Below are 15280 nucleotides of genomic sequence, written 5' to 3'. Positions count from 1 at the left end.
CCTGTACTAATAGGCCGATGACTTACAACACACTATAAGATGGTGTGTCGACAAAATTCATTTTTTTGCTGTTCGCGTTCACTATGCGGTTACGAGACAACAACCTCGAAACCAAAAGATTTTTTGCAGGACGTTAGTGCCGGATCACCTGTGGTTTGTGTGCTTCGTGATTGTTACGGCGGTCATAGCGTGGGGGAAACGCCCGGTCCCATACCGAACCCGGAAGCTAAGGCCCATTGCGCCGATGGTACTGCACTCGTGAGGGTGTGGGAGAGTAGGTCACCGCCGGACTTAACTTGAAGTGGTGGAGGCCCTGACACAGTGTGTCGGGGCTTTCGCTGTTTAACCGGGGTTGGTGCGGGGGGAGTGGTGGCTTCCCCTTTTTTCCTGTTTAAAAAGGGAATGAAGCAACATACCCGGAGTGGTTGGTGAGGGATGCGCTATACCGCGTAGCGTAGAGACCATGGACACGCTTTTCTACGCGCACCGGGGCAGCTCCCACAAGTTCTCCGAGAATACCCGTGCAGCCTATCTGCAGGCCATTGATGAGGGAGCGGATGGCATAGAGTGCGATGTCCACCTGACCCAGGACGGGATCGTCGTATGCCACCACGATCCCACCGTGGACCGCACTTCGGATGCAACGGGACTGGTTTCAGGGTTTACCCTTTCGCAGATGAAAGCCATGGACTTCACCGGTGTCATCCCGAGCCTGATTCCCGAAGACTACGGCCGGGAGAACGAGCAGCTGCTGAGCCTGGCTGAACTCTTCGAGATCCTCGAGGAGCGGAGCCGACCCATTGGTTTGGCCATTGAGATCAAGCATCCCAGCCCGTTCGGACACCTGCTTGAAGACGGGGTGCTCAAGGTCCTGGCCGACAACCACTTCGATCCTTCGACCGGTACGGCGGGCAGCAAAAGCCAGATAGCCGTCACCCTCATGAGCTTTGAACCGGAGTCGCTCCGGTATCTGTCACGCACGGTGAACAAGGATCTGCTCTGCCAGCTGATTACCGAGGTGGATGCGTCGTGGGTGGATGAATTGGTTTCAACCGGCCAGATGGGGCGTGCGGCGGTGTACGAGGTGCTGTACCGATCGGTGGCCGAAGGGATCGAGTTCATCGACCAAGGCGGCGCCGGAATCATCGGGCCCGGTGTCGCGTGGACGAGGGCCAACGAGAAGATCGTACGTGAATGGCTTGAACGAGGGCTGACGGCCAGGATCTGGACTGTTGACCGGCCCGCCGACGCCCAGTACCTGGTCAACCTCGGCGTAAGCCAGCTGACGAGCAACCGGCCTGCTGAACTACGCAGGGAATTGGAACAGAACTAGGAACCATGAGCACGGCTACAACGCAAGAAAATCTGTATCTGCGAGACACCTACGTTTTTGAAGCGCAGGCGCAGGTTCTCGCCGCCGGCGTCGACGATGACGGAGCATGGATCGCACTCAGCCCGAACATCTTCCACCCGAGAGGCGGCGGGCAGCCCGAAGACAACGGAACCGTGAACGGGCTCCCGGTCAAGGCAAGCCGCAACGAGGACGGCCTGGTGATCCTCCATGGCGTCACGGCGCTGGAGCCCGGCACCACAGTGCATAGCTCAATCGACAGGCAGCAGCGCCTGCTGAACGCCGCCCTGCACACCGCGGGCCATGTTGTGGGTTTTGCCGGGGAAGCCCGCGGCTGGCAGCACAAGGGCCATTCGCATTTCCCGGGGCAGTCGCGATTGGACTTCGACCCGGCCAGCGTTGACATGCCCCTGGCTGATGACGAACAGCGCGCTGCGGCCAGGGCCTGGTTGCAGGAACGTGTGGACGAACTGCTGGCAGGAGGCGGAGCCATCGAATCCAGCATGGATGCCGACGGGCTGCGCACCGTGCACATCGAGGGCATCAACGCCGAGCCATGCGGCGGCACCCATGTCAGCCACGTCAACCAGCTGGCAGGCGTGCTCATCAAGGAAGCCAAGGTCAAACGCGGTGTGTACAAGGTCAGGTACGATGCCCGGCATGCGGAGTAGCCGGCTCACCCCCGCGACGAAGATGGGCCTGTCCATCGCGATCGCGACGGGCCTCTACGGAATCTCCTTCGGCGCGCTGGCCATCGCTGCGGGGCTGAATCTCTGGCAGACCATTGCCTTGAGCGCACTGATGTTCACCGGAGGGTCGCAGTTCGCCTTCATCGGCGTGATCTCGGGCGGCGGCGCGGCGTCGGCCGCGTTCTCCGCCGCGTCGCTGCTGGGCATCCGCAACGCCGTATACGGCATGCAGATCAAGCAGGCGCTGCGGCCCCGGGGCCGGCATGTGCCATGGATGGCGCAGGTGACCATCGACGAGTCGACGGCAGTCAGCTTGGGGCAGGCGGACGCGGATGAGAAGCGCCGCGGGTTCTTCAGCGCCGGGGTCGGGGTGTACGTGCTGTGGAATTTCTTCACCATCGCCGGGGCACTGCTCGGAGAACGCATGGGCGATCCCGCGGCCTGGGGCCTGGACGGGGCCGCGGTGGCGGCGTTTATCGGCCTGCTGTGGCCGCGGCTGAAAGCCATGGAGCCGGTGCTCGTCGCGCTGGCCGCCGCGGTGGTCACCGCAATAGCGGTTCCGTTGACGAGCCCGGGATTGCCGATCCTCATTACCGCTTCCTGCGCCGCGGTCTATGCCTTGGCGACCGGACGCCGGAGCAAGCCGGCCACCGAGCACGGAGAGTTGCAGAACGTACGGGAGGACCGGGCATGAGCGAACTGAGCTGGTGGATCCTCGCAGCCTGCCTGACCGCCTATGCGATCAAGATCTGCGGCTACTTCGTTCCGCGCAAGGTCCTGGATTCGCCCACGATGTCCCATGTGGCAGCCACACTGACCATTGCGCTGCTGGCCTCGCTGGTCACCGTGAACGCGTTCACCTCGGGGCAGGAACTGGTCATTGACGCGCGCATCGGTGCGCTGGCCGCGGCCATCATCGCGCTGATTTTCAAGGCCCCGTATCTGGTGGTGGTGATTACCGGCGCACTGGCCGCAATCCTGCTGCGTGCTACGGGAATGGCCGCCTGATACCCCGCGGCCTCGCCAGGGCGCGGCCGCGGGGCGCCGCACGGCCGGATCAATCCGGTGTGCGGGTGGTGCGCCAGTAGCTGTTGATGGCGATGCCCAGGGACACCAGCAGGCAGAGCCCGCCGAAAGCCGCGAACGCGCCGGACAGGCCGGCCAGCGCCGGGGTGATGGCCAGGGCGAAAGCAGCGATGGCCAGGAAAACCAGCAGCAGTATCGTGATCCGCTGCCTCCGCATGACCTGTTCTTCATGTGTCATTTCCTGCCCCTTCCCGGCAGTTCCCACCGCAAACTGTGAGGAGGAGTGGCTTTGCCAAAGGAAGTGACGCAGTCACCGCATCCTTCTTTCACCATAACAGCGAGTGCGGTTTACGGACAGGGCTCCCGAATCTCCCGGCGGCGGCGCAACACGTTAGGAGTTTCCCGTGCCCGGTGGGACAGTGGACTCATGATCGTGGCTTTCTCAGTTGCCCCCAGCACCGAGAACCCGAACGGCTCCGTGCGCGGCGCGGGCGCCGAGGCCGTGAAGATCATCCGGGAATTGGGCCGGCCCCACCGCACCAGCTCCATGTTCACCAACACACGACGCCTGGGACAGGGGAAGAATCTGACCCTGGCCGCAGGCCTCTGAGAGAGGATTCTCCCATGATTGTCGCATTCTCCGTCGCTCCCTCCGGCACCGGCAGCAACGCCGACGGCTCCGTGCACGATGCTGTCGCCGCGGCCGTGAAAGTCGTCCGCGACTCCGGCCTGCCCAACAGGACTTCGAGCATGTTCACTGAGCTTGAAGGCAGCTGGGACGAGGTCTTCGACGTCGTCAAGCGGGCCACCGAGGCCGTCGCGCCGTTTGGCTCACGCATCTCCTTGGTCATTAAAGCTGACATTCGCCCTGGCTATGCGGGTGAGCTTGATGGCAAGCTGGAGCGCCTGGAACGCGCCATCGACGAATCCGGGGCGTAGCCGGGGCGCCGGGCAATTGCCGGGCTTCGAGTAGCCCTGCCGCGGCTGTGCAAAGGCTAGGTTATTGGGGTGATCCCTGCACTTCCCGGAGTATCAGGAGTACCCTGAACTCGAAAGACCCTGTACCGGCTGCGCCGGAAAGCCGCCCGCCGATCACCAGCTGATCAACGAGGGGTTCCCGAGCGCGCCGAGGGCCGGCTCCTGCGCGGTTCGCCTCAACGGGTGGCCGGTTCGCGGGGGCGGTATGCTGCACCAGGCAGCCGGGAACGTGAGGAGAACCAGAGATCATGATCCACCATCTGGCAGACCGTGAGAGCCCTGCAGTCGACGACTACCTGAACGAGGCCCTCGGGCTGGAAGTTCCGGAGCTGGAAGCCGGGCGGGAGCATGCCCATAATGCCGGGTTGCCTCGCATCGAGGTGAGCACCGCGCAGGGCAAGTTCCTGCAGCTGCTGGTGGAAATCTCCGGCGCCGCGCGGGTCCTTGAGATCGGTACGCTCGGCGGCTACTCGACCAGCTGGCTGGCCCGGGGCGTCGGGGCGCGGGGCAAGGTGGTCTCCTGCGAATTCGAGCCGCTGCATGCATCCATTGCCCGCGAGAACCTTGAGCGTGCAGGGCTGTCGGACCGGGTCGAGATCAAGCTCGGCGCCGCCCAGGGGACGCTGGAGCGGCTGATCGGCTCCCGCGGTGCGCCGTTCGACCTGATTTTCATCGATGCCGACAAGCGGAACAACGTGGTGTACCTGAAGCGCGCCTTGCAGCTGTCCCGTTCCGGAACGGTGCTGGTGCTGGACAATGTCATCAGGGCAGGTCAGATCCTCGACGATCCGGCGCAGCACGGGCTGCAGGAAGCGGACTTGCGGGGAGTCCAGGAATCGTTGCGCTGGCTGCGGGAGGAATCGCGGGTCTCGGCCACGGCGCTGCAGACCGTCGGGTCCAAGGGCTGGGACGGCTTTGCGTTGGCCCGTGTGCTGTAGCCGCGGGGTCTAGCTGCGCGAGGACTCGCGGAAGCTCAGAAAGTAGTCGCCTTCCGCCTCGTCATCGGCGCCGGGTTCTTCGAAGGGCGGGGATTTCATGACCAGCAGGTACGCGGCCAGTCCGCAGAGCAGGCCGACAACTGCGCCGGTCCAGCCGGCGTACTGGGTATCGCGCAGCAGCCCGCCGGCCGCCGGGCCGATGACCATGGGCACGACATAAAAATAGGATCCCGAGGAGGCAGGGCCCCAGAAACGCTCCAGCTTGGCCAGCGTGCTGAACCCGAGCACCAAAACAAGGCTACCCAGCAGGATGACCCAGAAACTGGGGGACAGGCTGACTACGAGGGTCAGGCTGGCGATTACGCCACCAGTCAACGCTGCGAACGACTGGTTCCGACGCACAGTCTGGCCCCTTTCCCTCAATAGGTTGTAGATATTAGACCATCCTGTCAAAAACCGGCCGCGCCCGCAATCGTACTTAAGTAGGAGGGTGCGGTGCGTTCCGGGGCTGCGCCGCCGCCCTGCCGTAGTGTTGGTAGAGTGCCTGAACTGAAAGATTATCGAATCCGCCCGGCAACGGCCGCGGATGTGCGCCCGGCGTTGGAAATGAAGCTGGCTGCCTGGCGGCAGGCCTACAGCGGGTTGCGCGGGGATGAATTCTTCGCCTTCCACGAGGAACAGCTCGAGGGCCAGGTGGCCTGGTGGGAGCGCGGCCTGGCCAACGGCGCCGGGTTCTGCATTGCCGAGGACGTCGACGGGCGGATCATCGGGTTGGCCGGCGGAACCCCCGTCATCGACGAGGACCGGGATGCCGGCGTGGACATTGAGCTGGGCATGCTTTACATCCTGGCCGACTACTACGGATCCGGCCTGGGGGCGCACCTGCTCCAGGTGGTGCTGGGCCAGCGCCCGGCACTGGTCTGGGTGCTGCAGGGCAACGAGCGTGCCGTCGCCTTCTACCGCAAGCACGGCTTCGAGCTCGACGGGGTCAGCGAGGAGCTCACCGGGTCGTGGAACGGGCTGACCGAGCTGAGGATGGTGCGCCGCAATGGCTAAGGACGCCGCGCCGACGCTCACGGGAAGCTACCCGATCGACACCGGGCTGGCGGAGATCGAATCCGACCCCTACGGCGCCAACCGCTACATCCTGAAGGTCAACGGGGTGCCCTCCTCGCACGTGGACCTGGACGACCCCGGCTACCTGGACTTCGAGTACATGCGCTGGATGGAGCCGATTTTCCTCGAGGGCTACCCGCCGGAGGACTACGACGGCCGGGCCCGCAAGCTGCGGGTGCTTCATCTGGGCGGCGGGGGCTGCTCCATGGCCCGTTGGGTCGCCTCGCGCTACGAGAACGCCCGCCAGGTCGTGGTGGAGCTGGATGCCAAGCTGGCCGAGCTGGTGCGCACCAATTTCCAGGTGCCGCGCGCCCCGCTGGTGCGCCTTCGGGTGGGGGATGCCGTGCAGGTGCTGCCCACGCTGAGCGAGAACAGCCGCGACGTGGTCATCCGCGACGTGTTCGCCGGCAGCACCACCCCGCGCCAGCTGACCACCGTCGGCTACGCACGCCACGCCCAGCGGGTGCTGGACGCGGGCGGGGTGTACATCCTGAACTGCGGCGACACCGCGGACCTGGCCGGGGCGCGAGCCGAGGCGGCGACGCTGCTGTCCGTGTTCAAGCACGTGGCGCTGATCGCCGATCCTCCCATGCTCAAGGGCCGGCGCTACGGGAACATCGTGTTCCTGGCCGGCGACGAGCCGCTGGCCCTGGGCCCTGCGTTTGAGCGCAGCCTGCGCACCGCGCCGCTGCCCGCGCAGCTGGTCTCCGGCGCTGCCGTCGCGCGCTTCGCCGGCTCCGCCGCACCCATCGAGGACTAGGCCGCCGGCTGCCCTGCGCCGCGCCGGTAGCTTGAACCGTCGGCGGCGCGCAGCAGCAGGCCGTGGTCCACGAGGTAGCGTCGGATCAGCGCGGTGTCCGGGTGGAAGACCCGCAGCCGCTCGTTGACCTGGTCCTCGCGCAATTGCTCGTCCCCGTCGATGACCGCATCGCGCAGATAGGCCATGACCTGCATCCGGTCCGCCGGCTTGGCCGGCAGCGTGTGCAGCTTCGTCCCGTCGAAGAAGCGGTTGATGCCGCTGCGGTCGGCCTTGGCTGCGCCCGCGGCGGCCAGGGTGTCGCCCAGCAGCTGCTCGTTCAGCTCCCAGGCGCCGGTCTGTCCGCGGCGCAGCAAGCCGATCTGCTCCCAGCGGGCCAGGTCCTTGGAACCGCGGGCCCCGGCTGCGCCGCGCTCCGGGTCCTGCCCGGTGAGCACCTGGCCCAGCAGCTCGCGCATCGCAGGGTTCTTCAGCCCCGCCGCCACCTGGATCCAGACTCCCGCCGTGGCGGACCCCGGCGCCTTGTTGTGATCTGCCATACCCCCATGCTAGCGAAGCGGCGGGGATCTGCCGGGAACGGCAGCGGCCCGCCCCGAAGGAATCGGGACGGGCCGCGGCGGCGGGCGGAAGGGATGCGCTTACTTGACCCCGGCCCAAGTCTCGATCAGGCCGATGCCGAAGAACAGCACGAACGCGGCGGCGACGGCCCACATCAGCGGGTGGATCTCCCGGGCTCGGCCCTGGGTGGCGCGGATGAACACATAGGCGATGAAGCCGGCGCCGATGCCGTTGGCGATCGAGTAGGTGAACGGCATCAGGATGAAGGTCAGGAAGGCCGGCAGCGCAATGCCCCAGTCGTTCCAGTCGATCTTGGTGATCTGGCTGATCATCATGAAGCCGACGACCACGAGCGCCGGGGCGACGGCTTCGAACGGCACCAGGTAGATCAGCGGGCTGAGGAACATCGCCACGATCATCAGCAGGCCGGTGACCACCGAGGCCAGGCCGGTGCGCGCGCCCTCGCCGATGCCCGCGCCGGACTCGACGAAGATCTGCGCCGAGGAGCTCGAGGTGCCGCCGCCCACGATGGCGCCGGCGGCGTCGACCAGCAGGACCTTGTCCACGTTAGGGATCTGGCCGTCCTCGTCCATCACGTCGGCCTCGGCGGCCAGTCCCACCATGGTTCCCATGGCGTCGAAGAAGATCGACAGCAGGATCACGAAGGCCAGCAGCGATGCGGCGGTCGGGCCGATCTTGGCGAAGGCGCCGAACAGGCTCACCTCGCCGATCAGCGACAGGTCGGGCAGGTGCCAATCAGGCAGGGAGGGGACCACCAGCGACCAGCCGTTGGCCTCGGACTCGCTGACATGGAAGACCGCTTCGAAGATGTTGGCGATGACGGCGGAGACCACGATCCCGATCAGGATCGCGCCCTTGACCTTGCGGACGACCAGTGCCATGGTCAGCAGCAGGCCGATGATGAAGACCAGGATCGGCCAGCCCATCAGCTGGCCGTCGAAGCCCAGGCCCACCGGGACGGTGGTGTGCGCGGCATCCGGGATGCGCTGCACGAAGCCCGCGTTGACCAAGCCGATCAGCGCGATGAACATGCCGATGCCCACCACGATGGCGGTCTTCAGGCCCGCGGGGACCGCGTTGAACACCGCGGTGCGGAACCCGGTGAGCACCAGCCCGAACATCACGATGCCGGCGATAACCACCAGGCCCATGACATCGGCCCAGGTCAATTCCGGGTTGGTGGTCACGGTGATGGCAACGAAGGCATTCACGCCGAGGCCCGTGGCCAGCGCGAACGGGTGTCGGGCCCAGATGCCCATGATGATGGTCAGGACGCCGGAGACCAGGGCGGTCACTGCGGCCACGCGCTGGATCCCCAGTTCGCCGCCGGAAGAATCGGCACCGGAGAGGATCAGCGGGTTGAGCACAACGATGTAGCTCATGGCGAAGAACGTGGCGATGCCGCCGCGCAGTTCGGTGGAGAAGGTGGAGCGCCGCTCCGAGATCATGAAGTAGCGGTCAAGGCGTTCGCGCATACTACTGGCAGGCGCTGTTTTCGTGGAGGAGGACATAGGAAAATTCTAGGTGCTTTCAGGCTCATTCCAATACCCAAATGGAATCTGAGTAGGCTGTGCGTGAAATCTTTAGATCCAACTCACACGATGGCGCACCAACGAAGTACATTGGGTGTAAGGGGCATCACGCCCAAGTGAAACGGTAAGTAGTTGAGGAGCGGGTCTGATGAGTGACGAAGCACCAGTCGCAGCCGAAAAAATCGAAGGCATCGTTGTCGGCGTCGATGGATCGCAGCAGAGCAAGTGCGCACTGCGCTGGGCCGAACGCGAAGCGGTGCGCCGCGGAAGCGTCCTGAATATCGTTTCGGCCTACACCATTCCGGTTTTCGCCGCCTCGTCCATGGACGCGGGCTACTCGACCCTCGATGACGACCTGATCCGCGGCGGCGCCGAAGACATCGTGCGCCAGGCCCGCAAGGAGCTGGAAAACAGCGAAGCCACCATCCGCACCTACATCGAATCCGGTGACCCGTCGGGTGTGCTGCTGGACCTGAGCAAGGATGCCGAGCTTGTGGTGGTCGGCACCCGTGGCCGCGGCGGATTCGTCGGCCGGCTGCTCGGTTCGGTCTCCTCGGCCCTGCCGGCGCACGCCAAGTGCCCGACCGTGGTGGTTCCGCTGGCGGTTGCCAAGGAACTGGAAGGCGACGCAGCAGCCGCCGCAGCCGCCGCGCGCAAGTCGATCGTGGTCGGTGTCGACGGTTCGGACCGCGCCCGCGCCGCGGTGCTGGCCGCCGCGGACGCCGCCATGGCCAGCGACCTGACCCTGCGCCTGATTTGCGCCGTTGCCCCGGTGGGTGCCGCACTGGCCTGGATGCCTGCCACGGTGGACCAGGAAGCGGTGCTGGAGGACGTGCGCTACCAGATGAGCGTCGGTGTGGCCTGGTTGACCTCGCACTACCCGAACCTGAAGATCGAGACCGACGTGATCAGCGGCCCGCCGGTCGAGGTGCTGATCCGCGAATCCGAGCATGCTGTGCTGACCGTGACCGGCTCGCGCGGCCGTGGCGGCTTCGCCGGCATGCTGCTGGGCTCGACCTCCCAGGGCGTGCTGCACCACTCCAAGGGTCCGGTCATGGTGGTTCCGGATTCGGACGATCCGCGTCTGGCGGACCGGAAGAACTTCGATACCCGCGCCGATGACTAGCATCTAGGCCGCGGCACCAACCCGACGTGCCCCCGGGGGAGCAATCCCCCGGGGGCACGTTGCCGTTTGCATCGGAAAATAGCAGAACACCCGCAGGGATTCCCTGCGGGTGTTCTGCGAGGCCTGCTCCTAGTAGCGGGCGGCCTTCGAATGGAGGTTGTTCACCCAGCTGAGCGGGGTGACCGAGATGCCTGCATTCGGGTTGCGGGCATGGACCACCTGGCCGTTGCCGATGTAGATGGCCACGTGGTAGAACGAGGATCCGCCGTTGGAGGAGGAGAACACCAAGTCGCCCGGGCGCAGGTTGTTCAGCGATACGTACTGCGGGGCAGCGAAGAACTGCTGGGTCGAAGTGCGCGGCAGGCTGATGCCCGACTGTCCGAATGCCCTTTGGGAGAAGCTGGAGCAGTCGAAGGCGCTCGGGCCGTTGGCGCCGTACACATAATACTTGCTGTTGTCGCTGGCGGTCTTCATGGCCCACGAAATTGCGGCGCCGTAGCTGCGTCCGCCGCCCTGCGGGGCAATATCCTGCTCCTGCTTGGGAGCTTCGGTCTTCTCCGGCTTCGGCTTCGGCTTCTGCGTGGCCTTGGGGGTTTCCTTGGGCTTCTGGGTGGCCTTGGGGGTTTCCTTGGGCTTCTGGGTGGCCTTGGGGGTTTCCTTGGGCTTCTGGGTGGCCTTCGGGGTTTCCTTGGGCTTCTGGGTGGCCTTCGGGGTTTCCTTCGGCTTCTGGGTAGCCTTGGGGGTTTCCTTCGGCTTCTGCGTGGCCTTAGGGGTCTCCTTCGGGGCCGGGGTTTCCTCAGCCTTTGGAGTTTCGGCAGGCGCCTGGGTCTCTTCGGCCTGCGGGGTTTCGGTCTTCTGTGGCTTCGGAGCGCTCTCCGGCTGCGGAGCCGCAGTCGGGGTGGCGGTATCCACGGTGTCCAGCGGCTGGGCCTCAGGCTTTGGCTTCACAGTTGGCTTGGCCGTCGACTGGTCGACTTCCAACTCCTGCGGCGCATCCACGGCCAGCGGCTGAATGGTTCCGGTCTGGCTTGGCTTGATGACCGGCGCGTCCTCGGCGCTGATGGTTTCCTGCAGCGCGGTTTCGCGTTCTGCCTCTTCTTGTTCCTCGACCTGCTTGCGGACCTCGGCTTCTTCCTGGTCCTTCAGGCTGGCCAAGTTGCTGATCAGCTCGTCGCGCAGTTCCTGCTCGGGCTTGATGGAGGACTGGTAGGCGGCCAGAGTGCTGTTGGCGGTCGACGCGGAGGCATCGTAGTTCGCTGCGGCTTCGTTTGCTGCGCTTTGCGCGGCATCTGCATAGGATTCCCAGGCGGAGACCAGGGCTTCTGCTTCGGTCGCCGAGTTGACGGACTGGACCTGCTGCTGGCTGAGGGTGTCAATCGTGGCGGCCTTGTAGAAAAGGTCGTTCGAGTCATCGCTGTTCAGCAGGATGCCGAGCGTGGAGTTTCCGGCGCCGTTGCGGTAGATGTCCGAAGCGATGGCACCCAGATCGGTCTGGCTCTGCTCGAGGTACTGCTTGGCGTACTCCAGCTGCTTGACGGCCTTCTCGGCGTCGGCGGTGCGCAGGTCGCGCTCCTCGCCTGCGGTCAGCAGCGACTCCTGGGCCTCTGCGGCGGCGGTCTCTGCTTGGAGCAGCTCGGCACGGCTGGAGGCGAGCGAGGCTTCCAGACGCGCGATCATCGCGTTCGTGGAGTCCTTATCCTTCTTGGCTTCCTCGATCTCTGCGGCGCTTGGCAGGCCGGAAGCCGAACGCTCGGCTGCGATCGATACCGTGGTCGAGAATGACGTAGTGGTTGCTGCTGAAGCGGGGGCTGCTCCGGCGAGGCAGGTGACTGCCAATGCAAGAGTGCTCGCTGCAACGCCGAGCGTGTGGCGATAAGCCATATCGTTCCTCACTAGATCCAAGAGATGACGTTGGGGCAGTTCCAAACCGTGATCATCCAACGTCGTTAGGTCACGATTTGGATAAGCCCCAAATAGCACACTATGCCAACATCGGTACCGTTCGCAACAGTAGTCACACCAGTCACTTGAATTACATTGATGGAATTCTGATCCTGAAAACCACTGTGATGTGGAGCGATATGAGGGTGCGGGTCGAGATTGCAGCCAGCGGAAGCCGACGAAGGACAATACGCTTCTGTGCTTGTTCGCGATCAGTTCGTTCGTCTGGTGACGAATATGTATCGGTTAACGGCCTCCGATAGCGGGACCAGATTTTTTGCCCCTTAAAAAGAGGCGATGAAATTTGCCGCCACAGCAGATGCCGGAGGCTTGCTCGCGGTCGACTCGGAGGCGTACTGCCCAGTGGCTTGCGCATGCCAAGAGGACTTCGGTGTGAGCTCTGCCACCGCTAGTGATGCTGATGGCTGCAATCTCACCTTGATTTGTGACGCACATCTCAGAAAGAGTTTTTCGGGAAATACCCTCATGACCACCCTAATTCGTGCAGTCTGGCGTCGTCGATACCGAAGTGGTGGGCTACCTCGTGCATGACCGTAATCTTGATTTCCCGGACCACGTCCTCGCGGGTATTGCAGGCCCTGAGTGTGGGATTTTTGAAGATGGTAATGCGGTCGGGAAGTGCTCCGGCTTCCCATCCCTGGTCGCGCTCCGTGAGCGCAACACCGTCGTAAATCCCCAGAATCTCGGTGTATTCCGGCTCTCCGGGGAGTGGTTCGTATTCGTCTTCAATGAAGAAAACCACGTTGTCCATCATGTCCAAGGCTTGCTGTGGAATCGCGTCAATCGCTTCCTGAACCAGGGCGTCGAACTCGTCGTCGGGCATCTGTAGATCCATGCTTCAAGCCTAGGTCTGAGAGCCGCTTTTGGAATGGCTCGGGAGGCCCCGGGTGCCGATTTTGCGAAAACAAAAAAGCCCACGTATAGTTATTGGAGTCCGCAGCGGAGACGAAAGAAACCGCAGCAGATATAGGCCCCCATCGTCTAGCGGCCTAGGACACTGCCCTTTCACGGCAGCGGCACGGGTTCGAATCCCGTTGGGGGTACAAACAACCACTTTGTGGTTGTCAGATGGAGAAATCCATTGGCTTGCGAAAGCAAGGCCCTGTAGCGCAGTTGGTTAGCGCGCCGCCCTGTCACGGCGGAGGTCGCGGGTTCAAGTCCCGTCAGGGTCGCTCAATTTACTAGAAATAGTAAATTAGGTGTCCAAGTTTGTGACGCCAGGCTCTGTAGCTCAGTTGGTAGAGCGTTCGACTGAAAATCGAAAGGTCACCGGATCGACGCCGGTCGGAGCCACGCAGGCCCTCGGGTAACCGAGGGTTTTACTGTGTGAATTGGGATTTTCCCAAAACACCAGGCCCTGTAGCGCAGTTGGTTAGCGCGCCGCCCTGTCACGGCGGAGGTCGCGGGTTCAAGTCCCGTCAGGGTCGCATTATCTGAAAGCTCCAGTTCGAAAGAACTGGAGCTTTTCTCTTTCCCGGAATTGGCCGCCGGTTCGACAAGGGGTGATCAGTTGGCTCGGCCCAGCTGGCGCGGTCCGATCCATCGATTGCTCAGGCGGCGATAGGCCGCGGCGGCCATGGTCATGTCACCGTCCTCCAGGGCTTGGATTCCATGCAACAGGTCGTTGACTGATTCGTCGGGCCAGACGATTTCCGCCAGCAGCCCGTAGTCCAGTTCGATCAGCGACTGCGGATCGAAGGATTCCAGCCAGCCGCCCAGTGAGCCCAGTTCCTCGAACAGCGGTGCCTGCGGAGCGTGGGTGGCCATAGCCTGCACCGCCCAAGCCAGGCGTTCGATGGCCTGCTCGAAGGGGACCAGCAGGCGTACGGTCCGCAACCGTTCCCCGACGTAGAGGACCTCGCATTCGTCGTCGTCGCGGAACAGGGAAAACCAGCTCAGCGGGATGCCCCAGGTGGAGGTCCGGGTGTGCAGATGGGTCAGGTCCGCAGCCAGCTTGTCCGTATCCACCCGCTGCCCGTTCGCGCGGCGGGCTGCCGGCGGGATCAACAGGTCGAAGACCTCGGCGCGCATGGCTTCCTCCGCCTGCTCCGCGGCCAGCAGGCTCCGAGCCTGGATCTGCGACGGGCAGTAGCGGGTGTGCTCGGCACCTTGGTAATCAAGGAACTTCACGGTGCGGAAGAGCTCCTGTTCGGTGTGCGGAAACGGGTCCGACACTCCGCGCAAGGTGCGCTCCCACAGCTGCTGGTTCTCCAGGGCGTCGATCTGATCCGCGGTGCGAGGCGGGGCGCCGATGATGAGGGACTGGGCCCAATCCTCGAAGGCAGACAGCGGTTCGTAGACGCGCAGGTGCGCGGTCGCCGCCGTGAGGTCGTAGAGGGGCCCAGTCATCTTCATTCCCCTAATCTATCCGTCCAGCTCCACGATTACCGGTGTATGGTCGCTCGCGCCCTTGCCCTTGCGCTCTTCGCGATCGATGCTGGCGCCGGTGACCCGTGCGGTGAGTGCCGGCGAGGTCAGCGAGAAATCGATGCGCATGCCTTCGCCCTTGGGGAAGCGCAGCTGGGTGTAGTCCCAGTAGGTGAACTGGCCCTCGGTGTGCGGGCGAACCACATCGGTGAAGCCGGCATCCTCGAAGGCCGCGAAGGCCGCGCGTTCGGGGGCCGAGACATGGGTCAGCTCGTTTTCCAGGAAGAAGTTGATGTCCCAGACATCCTCGTCCTTCGGGGCGATATTCCAGTCGCCCATAAGCGCGATCTGCGCCTGCGGATCGGCTTGCAGCCAGCCGGCCGCATCCTGCTTGAGGGCGTCGAGCCAGGTGAGCTTGTAACCCATGTGCTCGTCATCCAGGGCGCGGCCATTGGGAACGTAGAGGCTCCAGATGCGCACGCCGCCGCACGTGGCGCCGATGGCGCGCGGCTCCAGGATCGGGTTCTTGCCGCCCTTGCCGAATTCCGGCTGACCGGCGAAGCTGCGCTGCACGTTGTCCAGGCCGACGCGCGAGGCTATGGCCACGCCGTTCCACTGGTTCACGCCGCAATGCGCGACTTCGTAGTCGTTGTTCTCAAACAATTCCCAAGGGAAATTGTCGTCCTTGCATTTCGTTTCCTGGATGGCCAGGACATCCACGTCGGTGCGGCGCAGCCAGTCCTCAACACGGTCGGCTCGGGCACGCAGCGAATTTACATTCCAAGTCGCAATCTTCACTTCTTCAACCTATCAAGTTTGACCGAGCGAGCCACTTCAATTTACTTGGAAGTCCGAGTAT

At 64.0% G+C, this 15280-nt stretch carries 18 protein-coding genes, 4 tRNA genes and 1 rRNA gene; 15 read left to right on the top strand and 8 right to left on the bottom strand.

Features of this window, described 5'->3' with window-relative positions; translation table 11 throughout:
- The first annotated feature begins 174 nt into the window (after nucleotides 1-174).
- From rrf to IEY43_RS16095, 5 genes are all read left to right on the top strand, one after another.
- A 5S ribosomal RNA gene (gene rrf / locus IEY43_RS16115) occupies nucleotides 175-291 on the top strand.
- A 172-nt stretch (nucleotides 292-463) separates the two neighbouring features.
- Nucleotides 464-1333: a glycerophosphodiester phosphodiesterase gene (locus IEY43_RS16110; RefSeq protein WP_188949714.1), complete on the top strand. Its 870-nt coding sequence runs from the start codon at nucleotides 464-466 to the stop codon at nucleotides 1331-1333.
- Between the two features lie 5 nt (nucleotides 1334-1338).
- The gene (locus tag IEY43_RS16105; RefSeq protein WP_188949712.1) at nucleotides 1339-2022 is read left to right on the top strand and encodes an alanyl-tRNA editing protein; all 684 of its coding nucleotides are present in this window, start codon (nucleotides 1339-1341) and stop codon (nucleotides 2020-2022) included.
- Nucleotides 2012-2734, top strand: coding sequence for an AzlC family ABC transporter permease (locus IEY43_RS16100; protein ID WP_229777454.1), 723 nt, complete (start codon nucleotides 2012-2014; stop codon nucleotides 2732-2734). The genes IEY43_RS16105 and IEY43_RS16100 overlap by 11 nt, the downstream gene beginning before the upstream one ends.
- Complete coding sequence (locus tag IEY43_RS16095; protein ID WP_188949710.1) at nucleotides 2731-3048, top strand: AzlD domain-containing protein; 318 nt, start codon at nucleotides 2731-2733, stop codon at nucleotides 3046-3048. Before IEY43_RS16100 ends, IEY43_RS16095 begins: the two co-directional genes overlap by 4 nt.
- 49 nt (nucleotides 3049-3097) lie before the next feature.
- Here IEY43_RS16095 and IEY43_RS16090 read toward each other — a convergent pair whose 3' ends face one another.
- On the bottom strand, nucleotides 3098-3304 hold the full coding sequence (locus IEY43_RS16090; protein WP_047118189.1) for a hypothetical protein: 207 nt from the start codon (nucleotides 3302-3304) through the stop codon (nucleotides 3098-3100).
- A 195-nt stretch (nucleotides 3305-3499) separates the two neighbouring features.
- Here IEY43_RS16090 and IEY43_RS16085 point away from each other — a divergent pair, with 195 nt between their 5' ends.
- From IEY43_RS16085 to IEY43_RS16075, 3 genes are all read left to right on the top strand, one after another.
- The gene (locus IEY43_RS16085; protein WP_308425069.1) at nucleotides 3500-3676 is read left to right on the top strand and encodes a hypothetical protein; all 177 of its coding nucleotides are present in this window, start codon (nucleotides 3500-3502) and stop codon (nucleotides 3674-3676) included.
- 14 nt (nucleotides 3677-3690) lie between these two features.
- Nucleotides 3691-4005, top strand: coding sequence for a thiamine-binding protein (locus tag IEY43_RS16080; RefSeq protein ID WP_188949708.1), 315 nt, complete (start codon nucleotides 3691-3693; stop codon nucleotides 4003-4005).
- Between the two features lie 287 nt (nucleotides 4006-4292).
- Complete coding sequence (locus IEY43_RS16075; RefSeq protein WP_188949706.1) at nucleotides 4293-4982, top strand: O-methyltransferase; 690 nt, start codon at nucleotides 4293-4295, stop codon at nucleotides 4980-4982.
- Between the two features lie 9 nt (nucleotides 4983-4991).
- On the opposite strand, the gene IEY43_RS16070 is transcribed toward IEY43_RS16075, so the two are convergent.
- On the bottom strand, nucleotides 4992-5384 hold the full coding sequence (locus IEY43_RS16070; RefSeq protein WP_188949704.1) for a hypothetical protein: 393 nt from the start codon (nucleotides 5382-5384) through the stop codon (nucleotides 4992-4994).
- A 138-nt stretch (nucleotides 5385-5522) separates the two neighbouring features.
- Between IEY43_RS16070 and IEY43_RS16065 the strand changes: the two genes are divergently transcribed.
- Both IEY43_RS16065 and IEY43_RS16060 read left to right on the top strand, forming a co-directional pair.
- A complete protein-coding gene (locus IEY43_RS16065) occupies nucleotides 5523-6038 on the top strand; it encodes a GNAT family N-acetyltransferase (protein WP_188949702.1) in 516 nt (171 codons plus the stop codon).
- Nucleotides 6031-6858, top strand: coding sequence for a spermidine synthase (locus IEY43_RS16060; protein WP_188949700.1), 828 nt, complete (start codon nucleotides 6031-6033; stop codon nucleotides 6856-6858). Before IEY43_RS16065 ends, IEY43_RS16060 begins: the two co-directional genes overlap by 8 nt.
- On the opposite strand, the gene IEY43_RS16055 is transcribed toward IEY43_RS16060, so the two are convergent.
- Nucleotides 6855-7394 (bottom strand): DUF2087 domain-containing protein, encoded by a 540-nt coding sequence (locus tag IEY43_RS16055; RefSeq protein WP_188949698.1) that lies wholly within the window; start codon nucleotides 7392-7394, stop codon nucleotides 6855-6857. The genes IEY43_RS16060 and IEY43_RS16055 overlap by 4 nt on opposite strands.
- Before the next feature lie 99 nt (nucleotides 7395-7493).
- The gene (locus IEY43_RS16050; protein ID WP_188949696.1) at nucleotides 7494-8945 is read right to left on the bottom strand and encodes an NCS2 family permease; all 1452 of its coding nucleotides are present in this window, start codon (nucleotides 8943-8945) and stop codon (nucleotides 7494-7496) included.
- A 169-nt stretch (nucleotides 8946-9114) separates the two neighbouring features.
- Here IEY43_RS16050 and IEY43_RS16045 point away from each other — a divergent pair, with 169 nt between their 5' ends.
- Nucleotides 9115-10092: a universal stress protein gene (locus IEY43_RS16045; RefSeq protein WP_188949694.1), complete on the top strand. Its 978-nt coding sequence runs from the start codon at nucleotides 9115-9117 to the stop codon at nucleotides 10090-10092.
- Nucleotides 10093-10221: 129 nt separating this feature from the next.
- Here the strand turns inward: IEY43_RS16045 and IEY43_RS16040 are convergent, their stop codons facing one another.
- The gene (locus IEY43_RS16040; protein ID WP_188949692.1) at nucleotides 10222-11973 is read right to left on the bottom strand and encodes an NlpC/P60 family protein; all 1752 of its coding nucleotides are present in this window, start codon (nucleotides 11971-11973) and stop codon (nucleotides 10222-10224) included.
- Between the two features lie 544 nt (nucleotides 11974-12517).
- Nucleotides 12518-12889: a metallopeptidase family protein gene (locus IEY43_RS16035; RefSeq protein WP_188949690.1), complete on the bottom strand. Its 372-nt coding sequence runs from the start codon at nucleotides 12887-12889 to the stop codon at nucleotides 12518-12520.
- A 135-nt stretch (nucleotides 12890-13024) separates the two neighbouring features.
- On the opposite strand from IEY43_RS16035, the gene IEY43_RS16030 reads away from it, so the two are divergent.
- From IEY43_RS16030 to IEY43_RS16015, 4 genes are all read left to right on the top strand, one after another.
- A tRNA-Glu gene (locus tag IEY43_RS16030) sits at nucleotides 13025-13097 on the top strand.
- Nucleotides 13098-13152: 55 nt separating this feature from the next.
- A tRNA-Asp gene (locus IEY43_RS16025) sits at nucleotides 13153-13226 on the top strand.
- 48 nt (nucleotides 13227-13274) lie between these two features.
- Nucleotides 13275-13347, top strand: a tRNA-Phe gene (locus IEY43_RS16020).
- A gap of 60 nt (nucleotides 13348-13407) precedes the next feature.
- Nucleotides 13408-13481 (top strand) — tRNA-Asp (locus IEY43_RS16015).
- A 79-nt stretch (nucleotides 13482-13560) separates the two neighbouring features.
- On the opposite strand, the gene IEY43_RS16010 is transcribed toward IEY43_RS16015, so the two are convergent.
- Together IEY43_RS16010 and IEY43_RS16005 are read right to left on the bottom strand one after the other, a co-directional pair.
- Nucleotides 13561-14403 carry a DUF8083 family protein gene (locus IEY43_RS16010; protein WP_188949688.1) on the bottom strand — a complete coding sequence of 281 codons (843 nt, stop codon included), beginning with the start codon at nucleotides 14401-14403 and terminating at the stop codon, nucleotides 13561-13563.
- A 15-nt stretch (nucleotides 14404-14418) separates the two neighbouring features.
- Nucleotides 14419-15219 (bottom strand): exodeoxyribonuclease III, encoded by an 801-nt coding sequence (locus IEY43_RS16005; RefSeq protein ID WP_188949686.1) that lies wholly within the window; start codon nucleotides 15217-15219, stop codon nucleotides 14419-14421.
- Between the last annotated feature and the right edge of the window lie 61 nt (nucleotides 15220-15280).

The organism is Glutamicibacter protophormiae (assembly GCF_014647495.1).
In the GTDB taxonomy this organism is placed as follows: domain Bacteria; phylum Actinomycetota; class Actinomycetes; order Actinomycetales; family Micrococcaceae; genus Glutamicibacter; species Glutamicibacter protophormiae.
Note: the sequence above shows the minus strand (reverse complement) of the source record. Positions and strands in the feature narration are given on the sequence as shown.

What these genes read in the sequence shown, in the direction of transcription:
- IEY43_RS16110 (WP_188949714.1), top strand. Translation starts at nt 464, where the DNA reads ATGGACACGCTTTTCTACGCGCACCGGGGCAGCTCCCACAAGTTCTCC.
- IEY43_RS16105 (WP_188949712.1), top strand. Translation starts at nt 1,339, where the DNA reads ATGAGCACGGCTACAACGCAAGAAAATCTGTATCTGCGAGACACCTAC.
- IEY43_RS16100 (WP_229777454.1), top strand. Translation starts at nt 2,012, where the DNA reads ATGCGGAGTAGCCGGCTCACCCCCGCGACGAAGATGGGCCTGTCCATC.
- IEY43_RS16095 (WP_188949710.1), top strand. Translation starts at nt 2,731, where the DNA reads ATGAGCGAACTGAGCTGGTGGATCCTCGCAGCCTGCCTGACCGCCTAT.
- IEY43_RS16090 (WP_047118189.1), bottom strand. Translation starts at nt 3,304, where the DNA reads ATGACACATGAAGAACAGGTCATGCGGAGGCAGCGGATCACGATACTG.
- IEY43_RS16080 (WP_188949708.1), top strand. Translation starts at nt 3,691, where the DNA reads ATGATTGTCGCATTCTCCGTCGCTCCCTCCGGCACCGGCAGCAACGCC.
- IEY43_RS16075 (WP_188949706.1), top strand. Translation starts at nt 4,293, where the DNA reads ATGATCCACCATCTGGCAGACCGTGAGAGCCCTGCAGTCGACGACTAC.
- IEY43_RS16060 (WP_188949700.1), top strand. Translation starts at nt 6,031, where the DNA reads ATGGCTAAGGACGCCGCGCCGACGCTCACGGGAAGCTACCCGATCGAC.
- IEY43_RS16055 (WP_188949698.1), bottom strand. Translation starts at nt 7,394, where the DNA reads ATGGCAGATCACAACAAGGCGCCGGGGTCCGCCACGGCGGGAGTCTGG.
- IEY43_RS16050 (WP_188949696.1), bottom strand. Translation starts at nt 8,945, where the DNA reads ATGTCCTCCTCCACGAAAACAGCGCCTGCCAGTAGTATGCGCGAACGC.
- IEY43_RS16045 (WP_188949694.1), top strand. Translation starts at nt 9,115, where the DNA reads ATGAGTGACGAAGCACCAGTCGCAGCCGAAAAAATCGAAGGCATCGTT.
- IEY43_RS16040 (WP_188949692.1), bottom strand. Translation starts at nt 11,973, where the DNA reads ATGGCTTATCGCCACACGCTCGGCGTTGCAGCGAGCACTCTTGCATTG.
- IEY43_RS16035 (WP_188949690.1), bottom strand. Translation starts at nt 12,889, where the DNA reads ATGGATCTACAGATGCCCGACGACGAGTTCGACGCCCTGGTTCAGGAA.
- IEY43_RS16010 (WP_188949688.1), bottom strand. Translation starts at nt 14,403, where the DNA reads ATGACTGGGCCCCTCTACGACCTCACGGCGGCGACCGCGCACCTGCGC.